Origin of the sequence: Adhaeribacter aerolatus, assembly GCF_007991635.1 — a bacterium.
Lineage (GTDB): Bacteria > Bacteroidota > Bacteroidia > Cytophagales > Hymenobacteraceae > Adhaeribacter > Adhaeribacter aerolatus.
On the sequence record NZ_BJYS01000003.1, the window covers coordinates 139,691 to 153,053 of the forward strand.

Sequence of the window (13,363 nt, forward strand, 5' to 3'; positions counted from 1 at the left end):
GGAGGTTAGAAATGGCATTTAAAAAGCTACTTAGTGGGTTTATAGTAGTTTACTTAAAATATACCATCTCTCTTAAAGGCTATTCTATCAATAACCTGGTTCAAGCGTCCGCTCAGACTTTTTCTGCTTATCTATGGCAGGTACTCCGAACTATTTGGTATGAGTTCTATGTAAGTGGCTACGCACCAAAGAACGGATCGCAACAAATCAGTTTACTTACCTTTCCAGTTAATAACTGGTAAACAGCCGCATTTGTTAAAACCGGTTTAACAACTGCAAAATGCCTTTCATGTAGGTAGCGCCAATGGGTATGTATTTATCGCCGATCATGATATTGTTATCTTCTATTGAACCTATTTTATCGAGGTTTACAATAAAAGAGCGGTGAACGCGAATAAATTTATTTGAAGGGAATTTATTTTCGATGGATTTCATGGTAGCGTACACAATGGTTTTCTTATTATTTGCCACAATATGTACGTAATCGCCCAAAGCTTCTATGTAAAAAATATCGGCGAAAGGAATTTTTACCAGTTTCTGCTCTACTTTAACAAAAGTAAAATCCGTAGCGGCGGTTTGGCTGGTTAACTTTACTTTATCGAGGGCTTTCTGCGCCGCAATTAAAAAACGGGGGTAACTCACCGGCTTAACCAGGTAATCAATTACGCTTTGTTCAAAAGCTTCCACGGCATATTCGCGGCTGGCGCTTACCATAATTACCATAGCTTCGCGGTTAAGCGTCGATAGCAAATCTAAACCGGACATTTCAGGCATTTCTACATCCAGTAACAGCAAATCTACTGGTTGCGTCCGCAGAAACTTAGCTGCTTCGAGACTGCTGTTACAAATGCCTACTAATTCTAAAAACTCGGTATTCCCAACAAATTTCTCCAGCACTTTAGCCGAAAAAGGATCATCGTCGATGATTAAGGTTTTTATACTGATGTTCTCGGAATTTCCCGTTCCTGGCATAATAGCTAATTATTATTCAGAGCGAAATTAATAAAATATTCCAAAATATTTTCTGGAATTATACTATGAAGCACTTACCCACCTAAAAATTTAAACTATTTTTATACAAAAGACTAATTCTTTCAAGATAGAGCGTTGTGGTAACTGGATTAATATCTACGCAAAGCAGCTGTATTAAACTTTAAACTACTTCCGCTCAACAACCGGGTATCATCTGTTTTGAATAGTATACTTATTTCATTTACCTGCCTGGATGCTGCGGGAAAGTAAAAGGTAAATTTCCTGGTAAAGTGGCTCTTCGGATAGCATTTGTAAGTGTTCCTGCAGAATATTTTCGTCTCCCCGCACGGCGGGGCCGGTTTGCACGCTAAAAGGATGATTATGAAAGCTTTTTTCGATGGTTGTTCTAATCAGCGGTTCCAATAAATCGGGTGCTAGTTGGTTCTTAACTAATATTTCGTGGCTGATGCCCAATAAATGGTTTGTAAAATTACAGGCAAAAACCGCCGCCAGATGTAGTTTCTTCCGTTCGGTTCCTGCCATAAATATTACCTTCCGGCTGATGCTTGCAGCGAGTTGCTGCAGCAAAGCGGCCAATTCCGGTTCGGGGGCTTCCAAGGCAATCGGAACCTCGGCTAAATTAATTGGTTGGTTCCGGGAAAAAGTTTGAATAGGATAAAATACACCAATCTGCAGCTTAAAGGCCGGCCGCAATAATACTGCCATTGGCAAACTGCCGGAGGTATGCACCACCCGGCTATCAGTTGGAAATTGGGCCGCGGCCATAACGGTTGTTACCGCCGCATCGGAGAGGCTGATAATATATAAATCACAGCCCGGCTGCTCTACAAAATTAAGATTATCGGTGGCGCTGGTCTGGGTTAGCTGGTTTGCCAGTTGGGTAGCATGGGCTAATTGCCTGGAATAAATTAGTTGCACCCGGTGCCCTGCCTGCTCGAAGGCCAGAGCTAAATGCGTGGCCACCTGTCCGGAGCCAATAAAAGCCAATTTTAGAGGATGAGAAATGGGAGTTTCCAACATTAGCAATAATATTTTATTTAAGAGAATAATACCAAACCTCTTGAACGCTCTTCCCTAAGAGAACCATGGTTATTCTGGTTGCACAAACCTCACAGGTCTTTAAAACCTGTGAGGTTTTAAGCAATGGCAGCTAGTTTATGCCAGTTGGTATAAGTATTGCCGGATAAAACTAAAAAAGCTCCTTTAAACAAAGGAGCTTTTTTGTCGGGCATGATTAAAATATTAAACTTTTGCCACTTGTTTCTTTTCGCCGGAACGCTGTTGGTTAGCGCCTTTACCAGTGGTAATATTTTCGGCTTTACCTTCGCCGGAGCGGCGGAAAATAGCCATTATAAAGCCCAGGCTCATAACCATCGTACCAATCCAAAGCAGGTTTATAATAGGTTTTTCCATGGCTTTCAGGATTACATAATCCTTCTGGGTGGTATTGACGCCAATGGTAAACCGGTTATTTTCCGTGTCAATGCTCATGAAAGTTAAGCGCAAACCTAAATCTTCGATTTCGTCGGGTATGCGACCAACCATGTTGTCTTTAATCACAAATAACGGATGGCCGTGGTACTCCTTGTTCTCGCCGAATATTTTTAAATCGGCTTGCACCGCTACATCTTTCTCACCTAATTGGATGCCTTCTACTTTCCGAACCGGCTCAATACCTTTTAATACGGCCACGTAATCGTTCAGGAATAAGGTGTCGCCGATAGCTACATTATGTTCTTTCAATTCACTCCACTCCCGTTCTTCTTCGTTATTCATCACCGCCGAAACGTGGGTGTACAAATCGCTGGTTAAACCATTTTTAATATCCGGAGAAGCCAGAAAGCCCATTTCCTCATTAATCTGAGCCCGCGGATACAAGGTAAAAGTTTTGCCAGTGCCTTTTTCCAGGTATACTATTTTGTAATAGGTATTTTCAGGTGTAATAGAAACAGTATCGCCGGTTTTAAAATAAACTTTGTCTTTATATTTTAAATCGGTACGGGCCAGAGCACGGTGCTCATCCAGCGCCAACCGGAAAAGCGATTCTTTGTTTACGTACTCCGGGAAATCATCTACTTCCATGAACTGTCCTTCGTACGTTAACTTATATTTACCCATTTCTATTGGGTTATTCCGGAAAAGTAACACATTATCGCGGTTAATTTCTTCCGGAAAATCGCGGGAGTAAAGCAAGCCGGAGGTATTTTGGGAAACAATAGTAGAGTAGCCCGAAGAATACAGAATACCAATCAGCATTAAAGCCACGCCAATGTGCGCCACCGCGCCACCGGTTAAAACCGCCTTGCGTTTTACCAAAGTAAATATCATTCCTAGGTTGGCAAATACCGCAAAGAAAGCTACCAGTAACAATACAATATAAACCGGATTATCTATTTTGGGACCTACACCTAAACGGCCCAGCACTAATATTAAACTTACAAATAATAAAGTAAGAATAGCCGGTACGGCCAATGCATTGCTTAAACGGGCTTTGTCGTTTTTCTGCCACCACATTAGCTGCGCCACCCCCGATAAAACAGCAATACCTACCCCCATCCAGAGCTGGAATTTGGTATAGTGGGCAATCTGGTCGGCGGGTAAGGCCAGGTTGGTTTTAATGCCAATAAAGCCCATAAACGCATTATATACCGGAATAGAAGTGGTAAATAATACCTGGAAGGCCCCTAAACACAATACCACCGCACCAATAAATACCCAGAATTCGCTGTTGTAAGTAGTCAGTTCTTTCTCGGTAGCCGGAATTTTTTTCCAGCGCCAAACCAATAAAGCACTGGCTAATACCACAAAGGCCGCCATATAGGTAAATAACTGCCCCGACAAACCTAAGTCGGTGAAGGAGTGTACGGAAGCATTACCCAGAATACCACTACGGGTTAAGAAAGTAGCGTATAATATCAGCAGGAAAGAAACCATTACCAGCACGAAAGAAACGTGTAAACCGGCTTTGCTCCGGCGGTAAATCAGCAGCGTATGAATAGCCGCCACCAGCACCAGCCACGGAATATAAACCGCATTTTCTACGGGATCCCAGTTCCAGTAACCGCCAAAGTTCAGGGTTTCGTAAGCCCAGTAAGCGCCCATCATGGTACCGACACCTAATACCAGGCCTGCAAACAGAGCCCAGGGTAAAGCGGGCTTCACCCATTTGGTAAATTCGCCTTTCCACAAACCGGCAACCGCAAAAGCAAAGGGCACCAGGGTAGCTGCAAAACCTAAAAACAAGGTTGGCGGGTGAATCACCATCCAGTAGTTCTGCAACAGCGGGTTCAGGCCGGTACCATCTTTCGGCACAAAATCGGGGTTGAGCTTAAATACCGGGGCATCCGGCATAAAATCGCGGAGCAAGATAAACGGCGAAGAACCAATTTTCAGGTCACCGATAACCACGCCCAGAATCATAGAAGTCAGGAAGAACTGCACAAAGGCAAAAACCGCCATGGTGGGCGCTTCCCATTTTTTGTTAAACCAGATAATACCTAATCCCAGCAGGGTATGCCAGAATATCCAAAGCAAAAAGCTACCCTCCTGCCCTTCCCAGAAACACGAAATCATAAAGTGGGTAGGCAGGTGGTTGCTGGAGTGGCTCCAGGCATAATGGTACTCGTACCGGTGGTTCTGAATAATATTAAACAGGGAGATAATAATACCCAGCACCGCTACCGTATGCACATAAAAAGCAATACGGCCCAGCCTTTTCCAATTCGCATCTTCCAGGCCCAACGGCTGTTTCCAGGAGGCCATAAAATACGAAAGCGCTGCCACTACCGCCGCTACAAATGCCAGGATAACGCTAAAGTGCCCCAGGTCTCCGATAAATGTATTTATCACGATTTATTTTTTAAAGTTAAAGGTTAAAAGTTAAAGGTTAGAGAATATTTAAATCTGTTTACCTGTATTTAACTTTCTGATTTACTACATTATAATAAAGAGTTAAAACTTGTCGATTATCCTTTAACCTTCAACTTTTAACTCTTCACGCATTTACAAGCCGGCCGATTCCGTTTTAATCTCGTTTTCGACGTACTTAGACGGACACTTGAGCAATATTTTATCAGCTACGAATTTATCCTGCTGCATTTTGCCAATAATTACTACCTGCTCCGAGCGTTCAAAGTCCTGGGGTTTGTTGTTATAGTAAACAACTTGTTGTTCAACCCGATTGGTGTCTACCAAAGTAAAGGTAAAATAATTCGGGTCTATCCTTGGATCGTACTGCATGCCCACAATGTGGTTGTTTGCATCCTTTTTCAGGCGGCCTACTACGTGTACCGGGGTGGTATTTCCTTCCTGAGCCAGTTCGCGGGCTTCTTTAAACGATACATAACTACTGGCATCGCCAGCGGTGGTTATAATAATGGCAATGGCTATGGCTATAACCGCAATACCAATAATGTGTGTTTTCTTCATTTTATTTAAAATCTAGAACCTGCAGCTTTATATTAACACGCAAGTTGGGTATAAAAATCCGGGACTTGCAAAATATTTATCAGTTTTAAACCTGACAATAATCAACTTCTGTATTCCTTTTCCAGGCGACCAACTTTACGGTCGATGGAAACCAGGTAAAAAAGCACGCCGGCCAGCACCACCAGCACACAACCCACTACCACATAAATTTTGCCGTCGCGCCGGAGCTGGTCAGCCATTTCAATATCGGCCGCTTTGCTATTGGCTTCTATCATTACAGTTTCTTCCGCAGCGGCCGGCGTTTGGGCTACTGCGGCATTGTTTATATTTAAAGTGAGCGTGAGCAAAAGCAGAAACACCCAATTTTTAAGCATGCGCATGTTCGTATAGTTTTTGTTTCAGAATTTCGAAGCGTGATTTCACGTTTAAGATCCAGACTCCTAATAAAGTCCAGGCAATAACGGCCGGGTAAAAGACCATCCGCATTTTACTGTCCATGTCGTAAGAGCTAAAGCCCGGGTTACCACCGTTGCCGGGGTGCAGCGAATCGGTGAGGCGGGGCAGAATAAACAACAAGGGAATTAAGGCGGCATAGGCAAAAATATTATACACCGCGCTGATACGGGCCCGTTGCTGCTGCTCGGCAAAAGAACCACGCAGCACAAAGTAGGCAAAGTACATAAGCAGGCCAATGGCCGAAGCATTTTGCTTGGGGTCGTTGCTCCAGAACTCCCCCCAGGTAACGCTGGCCCAGCCCATGCCGGTAATGATGCCCAACACCCCAAACAATAAACCAACCCGGGCAGCTTCCGTGGAAATAATATCGTTGCGCAGCGTAGGCGTTTTTAAGTATTTAATGGCGTAAATTACCGATATCAGCAACAACAAAATCATACCAAACCACATAGGCACGTGAAAATACGTGTTGCGGATGCTCTCATTCAGGATGGCCAGCCGCGGTACATCGTTCAGAAAACCGGCTACTACGGTATACACCAACAATAGCACCGTTACCACTTTCCACCAGTTTTTTTGCATGTTTTTATTTTATTTTTACCACTTCTGTCACGAAGCGCCAATATTTTATTTTATTTTTTTCCTTCTCGGCCTGTCTACTTTTCTGTTTCTGAGGGCTTTAGGCCTGATTATTTGCGCTTAATTTTTTCTTTCTTAACCGTAAAACTAAAGGTTTAATTCCGCCAGAGATAAGGAAACAAAATATAAGACACCGTTATCACAATGGCATTAATCGCCAGCAAGGTGGTTAGTTCGTCGGTACTGGCTGCCCGCTCCAAACCATCAATGGCGTTCTTCGACATCTTCATGAGCATCAGCAGCATGGGAATAATTACCGGAAAACTCAGAATAGCCATTAAAGTACTGCTGTTGGAAGCCTTGGCGGCAATACCCGAAATCATGGTTAATGAAGTAGAAAAGCCAACGGCCCCGAGCAGAATAGTAGCTAAAAACATGCCTTCGTCCTGCACAGGGTTACCGATAACCACCGCGTAAAATAAATAACAGAGGAGCGCCAGCACCAGCATGAGGCAAGTATTATAAGCTATTTTTGCCAGTATAACGCCCTGCGGACTAACCAGCGTATATAAATACAACAGCCGACCTTTATTTTCCTGCATAAAACTTTTGGCAATGGCATTTACCGAAGTAAAAAGCAGAATTATCCAGAACAAAGCATTCCAGACGGGCACCCCCAGCGTGCCGCCGCGCAACCCAAAGCTCAGGTAACAAATAAATACCGTGCTGCCCACATACAACAACATGCCGTTAAAGGCATATTTTTGCCTCCACTCCAGCACAAAATCCTTTTGCATCAGGTATAAAACTTCTCGCAGCAACACTTTAATATTTTGCCGCAAAGTTACAACACAAATGTTTAGGATGGTAATAAATAGGAAGGTATCTGCCGGCCTCCGGGTATTAACCAAAGCGAACCAAAAAACTTTACATTTAGGTTTGCCGTCGGCTTCTAAAAACTTTAAAACGAACCTGAATGGTTAAAGAAACTTAGCCTAAGCCGCTACCAAATAATGTCTGAATTGCTCAGACTAAAAACTCAGTGGGCCAGAAATATTAGCTTCGGGGGTGAAAATCTTTGATAATTTGCTTTAAGTAATCGCGGTCCAGGTGGGTATAAATTTCGGTAGTAGTAATAGACTCGTGGCCCAGCATTTCCTGAACAGCCCGCAAATCGGCGCCGCCTTCTATCAGGTGGGTGGCAAAAGAATGCCGGAAGGTGTGCGGACTGATTTGTTTGTTTAAACCAACTTTCTGGGTAAGCTGCTTTATAATGGTAAACACCATTACCCGCGTCAGTTTAGCCCCACGTCGGTTCAGGAAAATAAAATCTTCGTTGCCTTTTTTTATCTGCAAATGGCATCGGATCTCGTCTAAGTAAATCCGGATATATTTTAGGGCATCGCGGCCAATGGGCACCAGCCGTTCTTTATCGCCTTTGCCGGTTACTTTTAAAAAGCCCATGGTTTCGTAAAAATTACTGATTCGCAACTCTACCAACTCACTTACGCGCAAACCGGAGCTGTACAGGGTTTCGAGCATGGCTTTGTTGCGGGCGCCTTCGGGTGTAGAAACATCAATGGCATTAAACAATTGCTCAATTTCTTCCACGTTTAAAGTATCGGGCAGCTTGCGGTCAAGTTTAGGTGCTTCTATCGTTTCGGTGGGATCAGCCGATAGCAAATCTTCCATTATCAGGAACTTGTAAAAAGCCCGGATACCGGATAAAGTGCGGGCCTGGGAGTGCGGCGTCATACCCAACTCATTTACCCATTCTAAAAATTCCTGAATAAAAACCGGCTGCATATCCAGCGGATTAACTTTATAACCTTTCAGGTCCAGAAACTGGGTTAACTTCCTGATATCGCGCATGTAAGCCTCTACCGAATTCCCCGACAAAGATTTTTCAAGTTGCAGGTAAGCTTCAAATTGTTTTATCAGGGTAGACCAGTTCATTTAATTCTTTAATGGTAAAACGGGCGGCAAAGCCGTTAATCAGCACAACTGCTTCCTCTTTACATATAATATAAACCGTAAATTACGGTATTTAAATATTAGGTACGTACCTTTGCTGGCTTATAATTTTAATTAACGGCAATTTCAGAAAATGAAATATTTAATTATAAACGGCCCCAACCTGAACCTGCTGGGCGTACGCGAAAAATCGGTTTACGGCAATCGCTCTTTCGAAAATTATTTCGAGGAACTGAAAACCACTTACCCGGATGTGGAACTGGAATATTTTCAATCGAACACCGAAGGTGCGCTGATTGATAAATTACACGAAGTCGGTTTCAGCTACAAAGGCATTATTTTAAATGCCGGGGCTTATACCCACACCTCGGTGGCTTTGTCCGATGCCATTGCGGCCATTACCACCCCGGTAATTGAAGTGCATATTTCCAATATTTACGCCCGCGAAGCGTTTCGTCATAAAAGTTTGATTGCCGCCCGCTGCCAGGGCAGTATCTGCGGTTTTGGGCTCGAAAGCTACCGCCTGGCGCTGCAATATTTTTTAAGCCTGCGCCCCAAAAGAGTTGGCTTCGAAATCAAGAATACGTAGTGGTAATTTATTTACTGCTCTAAGCCGGCTTACGCTAAACCTCTGTTCAACCTTACACCAACTAATGCATGCTCACATTTTATCCAGGTCCGTCTAAAGTTTACCCCGAGGTAAAAGATTATATGGCCATGGCCTACGACGAAGGCATCCTGAGCATTCCGCACCGGAGCGACCGTTTTGTGCAACTCAGCAAAAACGTAGTGGCTTTGTTGCGCAAGAAGTTAAATATTCCGCAGGATTACCATATTTACTTTGTTTCGTCGGCTACCGAATGCTGGGAAATTATTGCCCAAAGCCTGACCCGCCACAATAGCTTTCATTTGTACAATGGCTCTTTTGGCGAAAAATGGCTCCAGTATGTGCGAAAAATAAAGCCCCAGGCCAAAGGTTTTAAATTTGGGGTGAACGAAGAAATACCGGTAAAAGACCTGGAAATAGAAGCAGAACCCGAACTGATTTGCATTACCCAGAACGAAACATCTAACGGTACGCAGATAAAGGAAACCACCATTCTGAACTTGTTTAACCGCTACCGCGATGCCTTGATTGCCGTAGACGCAACCTCTTCGATGGCCGGTATTTCTTTAAAATATATTAAAGCCGATGTGTGGTACGCTTCGGTACAGAAGTGTTTTGGCTTACCGGCAGGCTTAGGCATTATGGTATGCTCGCCGCGGGCCGTTTTCCGGGCGAAAGAAATAAATGAGCGCGGGCATTACAACAGTATGGTTATGCTTTACGAAAAAATGCTCAATTACCAAACCACTAATACCCCCAACGTATTGGGCATCTATCTCCTGCAGCAGGTGATGGAACAACGGGCGCCTATTAAAACCATCGACCACGATATTGTCAAGCGCAGCCAGGATTTGTACGAATTTTTCGATTTATTTTCTTCTATTACCCCGCTGGTCACCAACCCGGAGGTGCGTTCGAATACGGTTATTACCATACAGGGGCCCGAAAAATTAATCGACGAAATGAAACGCAACGCGCTGCGGAACGAAATTGTTTTGGGTAACGGTTATGGTCCCTGGGCTAAAAACACCTTCCGGATTGCCAACTTCCCGGCTATTTCGGACGATGAATTCAAAATATTAAAACATTTTCTGCTCTCTAATTACGAGTAAAGCTTAAGAACCAGGTTTTTAGAACGATGTTTAATTTTAAAGAAATACTGTCGGTAACGCTTATCTTATTTGCCGTAATCGATATTCTGGGTTCCATTCCGCTTATAATAGAATTACGCAAACGCGAAGGCATCATACAGTCAGGAAAAGCGACTTTGGTGGCCGGCATTGTGATGGTTGTTTTTCTTTTTCTGGGTCAGGAAATATTAAAATTATTTGGCCTGGATTTTCAGTCGTTTGCGCTGGCGGGAGCCATTATTATTTTTCTGTTCGGGATGGAGATGATTCTGGGTATTCATTTATTTCAAAGTAACCCGGAAGCCAGCACCGGTTCTATTGTGCCCTTGGCTTTCCCGATAATTGCGGGCGCCGGCACCATGACCACCTTGCTATCGTTGCGGGCGGCTTATGCTTTACCCAATATTTTGGTGGGTATTTTATTAAACTTGGTGTTCATTTACATTGTACTTAAGGCTTCGGGCTGGCTGGAGCAAAAGCTGGGGCACGCCGGTACCGAAGTAATCCGCAAAGTTTTTGGCTTTATATTGTTGGCCATCGCCATTAAATTATTTATTACCAATCTTCGGATGGAGGGTTAAAATCTTACCGAAGATTCTATTTCGCCATTCTAAAATTAGTTAATGATACAGATATTTACCGATGGTTCTTCGCGGGGCAATCCGGGGCCGGGGGGCTACGGCACCATTTTACGCTACAAGCAGCACGAAAAAGAACTAACGGCCGGTTTCCGGCTTACCACCAATAACCGCATGGAATTAATGGCCGTTATTGTAGGTCTCGAAGCTATTAAAACCGAAGGCATTCCGGTTACCATTTATTCCGATTCCAAGTACGTGGTAGATGCCATCGAAAAAAAATGGGTGTATGGCTGGCAGAAGAAAGGCTTTGCCGGTAAAGCCAATGCCGATCTCTGGACCAGGTTTTTAAGAATATATCCCAAATACCAGGTGCGTTTTGTCTGGATAAAAGGGCACGCCGGCCACCCCGAAAACGAGCGCTGCGACCAACTGGCGGTACAAAGTGCCCTCTCGCCCAACCTGCTCATCGACCACGGTTACGAAGCCAGCGTGAAGCTTAATCCTTAATTCCGGTGCCCAACGATTATTTTCGGTTTAAGCAGTTTCTGGTAAAACAGGATAAATGCGCCATGAAAGTCTGCACCGATTCCTGCATTCTGGGAGCCTATGCACCAGTTGCGGAAGCCAAAACTATCCTAGACATTGGCACTGGTACGGGTTTACTCGCCCTCATGACGGCACAACGTTCTGAAGCACAAATCCAGGCCATCGAAATAGATGCGCTAGCTGCTGTGCAGGCGCGGGAGAATATTGCGGCTAGTCCCTGGGCCGACCGAATAAGCGTTTATCACCAATCGTTACAAGAATTTGCACAGCATAACCAGACCTTATTTGATGTAATTATTTGCAATCCACCTTTTTACGCTGCTTCTCACAAATCACCGGATAAGGCGCGTAATTTGGCTATGCACAGCCACGAATTTTCTTTAGCCGAATTAGTTCATTTTTCCGAGCGCTTTCTTTCTCCAAACGGGTGCTTATTTGTTCTGCTTCCACCTGCCGAAAGCCGGCATTTATTTGCTTTAGCAGAAAACGAAAACCTACATTTGCATTCGGCCCTGCAAATATTTACCGCTACCAATGGCAAGCACATCCGCACGGTTCAGGAGTTTAGCCGAAATCCGGCCACTTCCGTTTTGAGCCAGGATTTATTTATCCGCAACCCTGATAATTCCTATACCCCAGCTTTTCAGCAACTGCTTCGGGAATATTATTTAATATTTTAAGCTGGTTGAATAAATCGGGTCTAGTTTTCTAAATAGTTCTTTCCTCCTCCGTAAAATAGATTCCGTAAATTTTCAGTTCATGCAGGATAGGTTCGTAAATATCGGGGTGTGTTGGAATAACAATGCCGGTATGCTTAAGCTTTCCTTCTAGTATTAATTTGGCCGCCATGCCCACCGGCAAACCCACGGTTTTGGCCATGGCCGTATTGGTCTGGTCTTCCCCCCTTACTACCAAGGATGAGGTTAATTCTTTGGTTTCTCCGTTTAGCACATAAGTTATCAGGTGCTGCATCACCACCATATCTTTATCGTGGGGTTCGAGTTGCCATTTTTGCAGCAGCAGTTTTTCAAGTACCTGGGCCGGGGTAGCCTGTTCCAGGGCAATAGGTTCTTCCGGAAATTCTAAATATTCAAGCAAAGAGAGCGCTTCGTTATCCGGCGCAATATTTAAATAGGAAGCTATCCGGGCTAACCAACTGGTTTGTAGTGGTGGTGCGGCTGGCAGATAACTTTCCAGGAACTGGCGGTAAGTTAGATGTCGGCTTTCCGGCAATTGGTAAGCATCATCGGTAAGGCCCAATTGCACCAGCAGGTGCCAGGCCTGGCAATAACCCCGCCGCCGCAAAGTACCCCTAATTAAAGTTTGCACTTCCCGTAACCCGTACGGCTCCTGGTACAGCAAAGAATCGCGGTTCGCATACCCATCAAAGGCTCCCAAATCTGGTATTTCCAAAGACTCTGCGCGATTGAATAACTGATGGTACGGAATAAATTTGTGGCAACCATCTTCTAAATATTTGGCGGTTCCTTGGCCTGCCAGCACTACATTACGCGGGTTCCAGGTAAATTTGTAATGCCACGGGTTATTATCCGATTCCGGCGATACCAAACCGCCGGTGTAAGATTTATACGACATAATTTTTCCGCCTTTTTGCCGGATATTGTTTAATATAGCCATGGCCGACATGTGATCGATGCCCGGGTCCAGGCCGGCTTCCATCAAAAACAACAAGTTCGCTTCTTTGGCTGCCTGGTGCAATTCTTTTAACTCGGGTCTAACATACGAAGCCGTAATCAGGTTTTTCCGGTATTGCACGCACAGCCGGGCAATCTTTGGGTGCCAGAAAGCCGGCAGCATCGAAATAATTAAATCCGCGGCCTTTACTTCTAAAATTAACTGATCTTCATCCTGAATATTCAACGGAATAATCCGGAGGTGATCCTGGTCCGGCGGTGTTAGGTGATTTACGAATAAATCAGCCACAGTAACCCGCCACCCCAAGATACCGGCCTGTTGGAACAGGTAAGAAATTAAAATTGTAGCCGAACGACCAGCACCGAGTACTACTATATGGGGCATCGTGATTAAAGTTATAGCCGGTGAAATAT

General features: G+C 44.3%; 14 protein-coding genes. 5 read left to right on the forward strand and 9 right to left on the reverse strand.

Annotated elements, in window-relative coordinates; all coding sequences use genetic code 11:
• Positions 1–255: 255 nt before the first annotated feature.
• The 8 genes from AAE02nite_RS03535 to xerD all read right to left on the reverse strand — a co-directional run bounded on the left by AAE02nite_RS03535 (position 256) and on the right by xerD (position 8,412).
• Positions 256–972: a LytR/AlgR family response regulator transcription factor gene (locus AAE02nite_RS03535; protein WP_146895073.1), complete on the reverse strand. Its 717-nt coding sequence runs from the start codon at positions 970–972 to the stop codon at positions 256–258.
• A gap of 237 nt (positions 973–1,209) precedes the next feature.
• Complete coding sequence (locus tag AAE02nite_RS03540) at positions 1,210–2,013, reverse strand: Rossmann-like and DUF2520 domain-containing protein (RefSeq protein WP_146895074.1); 804 nt, start codon at positions 2,011–2,013, stop codon at positions 1,210–1,212.
• Between the two features lie 222 nt (positions 2,014–2,235).
• Positions 2,236–4,842, reverse strand: coding sequence for a cytochrome c biogenesis protein CcsA (gene ccsA / locus AAE02nite_RS03545; protein ID WP_146895075.1), 2,607 nt, complete (start codon positions 4,840–4,842; stop codon positions 2,236–2,238).
• 153 nt (positions 4,843–4,995) lie between these two features.
• Positions 4,996–5,421 carry a cytochrome c maturation protein CcmE domain-containing protein gene (locus tag AAE02nite_RS03550; RefSeq protein WP_146895076.1) on the reverse strand — a complete coding sequence of 142 codons (426 nt, stop codon included), beginning with the start codon at positions 5,419–5,421 and terminating at the stop codon, positions 4,996–4,998.
• Between the two features lie 101 nt (positions 5,422–5,522).
• Positions 5,523–5,801: a CcmD family protein gene (locus tag AAE02nite_RS03555; protein WP_246150764.1), complete on the reverse strand. Its 279-nt coding sequence runs from the start codon at positions 5,799–5,801 to the stop codon at positions 5,523–5,525.
• The gene (gene ccsA, locus AAE02nite_RS03560; RefSeq protein ID WP_146895077.1) at positions 5,788–6,459 is read right to left on the reverse strand and encodes a cytochrome c biogenesis protein CcsA; all 672 of its coding nucleotides are present in this window, start codon (positions 6,457–6,459) and stop codon (positions 5,788–5,790) included. Before ccsA (AAE02nite_RS03560) ends, AAE02nite_RS03555 begins: the two co-directional genes overlap by 14 nt.
• Positions 6,460–6,611: 152 nt before the next feature.
• Positions 6,612–7,253 (reverse strand): heme exporter protein CcmB, encoded by a 642-nt coding sequence (locus AAE02nite_RS03565; protein ID WP_146895149.1) that lies wholly within the window; start codon positions 7,251–7,253, stop codon positions 6,612–6,614.
• A gap of 259 nt (positions 7,254–7,512) precedes the next feature.
• Positions 7,513–8,412 (reverse strand): site-specific tyrosine recombinase XerD, encoded by a 900-nt coding sequence (gene xerD, locus AAE02nite_RS03570; protein WP_146895078.1) that lies wholly within the window; start codon positions 8,410–8,412, stop codon positions 7,513–7,515.
• Positions 8,413–8,563: 151 nt separating this feature from the next.
• On the opposite strand from xerD, the gene aroQ reads away from it, so the two are divergent.
• From aroQ to AAE02nite_RS03595, 5 genes are all read left to right on the forward strand, one after another.
• Positions 8,564–9,019: a type II 3-dehydroquinate dehydratase gene (gene aroQ / locus AAE02nite_RS03575; RefSeq protein WP_146895079.1), complete on the forward strand. Its 456-nt coding sequence runs from the start codon at positions 8,564–8,566 to the stop codon at positions 9,017–9,019.
• Between the two features lie 68 nt (positions 9,020–9,087).
• Positions 9,088–10,149, forward strand: coding sequence for an aminotransferase class V-fold PLP-dependent enzyme (locus tag AAE02nite_RS03580; protein ID WP_146895080.1), 1,062 nt, complete (start codon positions 9,088–9,090; stop codon positions 10,147–10,149).
• Positions 10,150–10,175: 26 nt separating this feature from the next.
• Positions 10,176–10,748 (forward strand): MarC family protein, encoded by a 573-nt coding sequence (locus AAE02nite_RS03585; protein ID WP_146895081.1) that lies wholly within the window; start codon positions 10,176–10,178, stop codon positions 10,746–10,748.
• Between the two features lie 42 nt (positions 10,749–10,790).
• On the forward strand, positions 10,791–11,255 hold the full coding sequence (gene rnhA, locus AAE02nite_RS03590; RefSeq protein WP_146895082.1) for a ribonuclease HI: 465 nt from the start codon (positions 10,791–10,793) through the stop codon (positions 11,253–11,255).
• Between the two features lie 5 nt (positions 11,256–11,260).
• Positions 11,261–11,974: a tRNA1(Val) (adenine(37)-N6)-methyltransferase gene (locus AAE02nite_RS03595; protein WP_146895083.1), complete on the forward strand. Its 714-nt coding sequence runs from the start codon at positions 11,261–11,263 to the stop codon at positions 11,972–11,974.
• Positions 11,975–12,002: 28 nt separating this feature from the next.
• Here the strand turns inward: AAE02nite_RS03595 and AAE02nite_RS03600 are convergent, their stop codons facing one another.
• Positions 12,003–13,334 carry a saccharopine dehydrogenase C-terminal domain-containing protein gene (locus AAE02nite_RS03600; protein WP_146895084.1) on the reverse strand — a complete coding sequence of 444 codons (1,332 nt, stop codon included), beginning with the start codon at positions 13,332–13,334 and terminating at the stop codon, positions 12,003–12,005.
• Between the last annotated feature and the right edge of the window lie 29 nt (positions 13,335–13,363).

Excerpts from the sequence above, each read along its gene's own strand:
- AAE02nite_RS03550 (WP_146895076.1), bottom strand. The coding sequence starts at position 5,421 with ATGAAGAAAACACACATTATTGGTATTGCGGTTATAGCCATAGCCATT.
- AAE02nite_RS03580 (WP_146895080.1), top strand. The coding sequence starts at position 9,088 with ATGCTCACATTTTATCCAGGTCCGTCTAAAGTTTACCCCGAGGTAAAA.
- AAE02nite_RS03585 (WP_146895081.1), top strand. The coding sequence starts at position 10,176 with ATGTTTAATTTTAAAGAAATACTGTCGGTAACGCTTATCTTATTTGCC.
- AAE02nite_RS03600 (WP_146895084.1), bottom strand. The coding sequence starts at position 13,334 with ATGCCCCATATAGTAGTACTCGGTGCTGGTCGTTCGGCTACAATTTTA.
- ccsA (WP_146895077.1), bottom strand. The coding sequence starts at position 6,459 with ATGCAAAAAAACTGGTGGAAAGTGGTAACGGTGCTATTGTTGGTGTAT.
- AAE02nite_RS03540 (WP_146895074.1), bottom strand. The coding sequence starts at position 2,013 with ATGTTGGAAACTCCCATTTCTCATCCTCTAAAATTGGCTTTTATTGGC.
- AAE02nite_RS03565 (WP_146895149.1), bottom strand. The coding sequence starts at position 7,253 with ATGCAAAAGGATTTTGTGCTGGAGTGGAGGCAAAAATATGCCTTTAAC.
- xerD (WP_146895078.1), bottom strand. The coding sequence starts at position 8,412 with ATGAACTGGTCTACCCTGATAAAACAATTTGAAGCTTACCTGCAACTT.
- AAE02nite_RS03535 (WP_146895073.1), bottom strand. The coding sequence starts at position 972 with ATGCCAGGAACGGGAAATTCCGAGAACATCAGTATAAAAACCTTAATC.
- rnhA (WP_146895082.1), top strand. The coding sequence starts at position 10,791 with ATGATACAGATATTTACCGATGGTTCTTCGCGGGGCAATCCGGGGCCG.
- AAE02nite_RS03555 (WP_246150764.1), bottom strand. The coding sequence starts at position 5,801 with ATGCGCATGCTTAAAAATTGGGTGTTTCTGCTTTTGCTCACGCTCACT.
- aroQ (WP_146895079.1), top strand. The coding sequence starts at position 8,564 with ATGAAATATTTAATTATAAACGGCCCCAACCTGAACCTGCTGGGCGTA.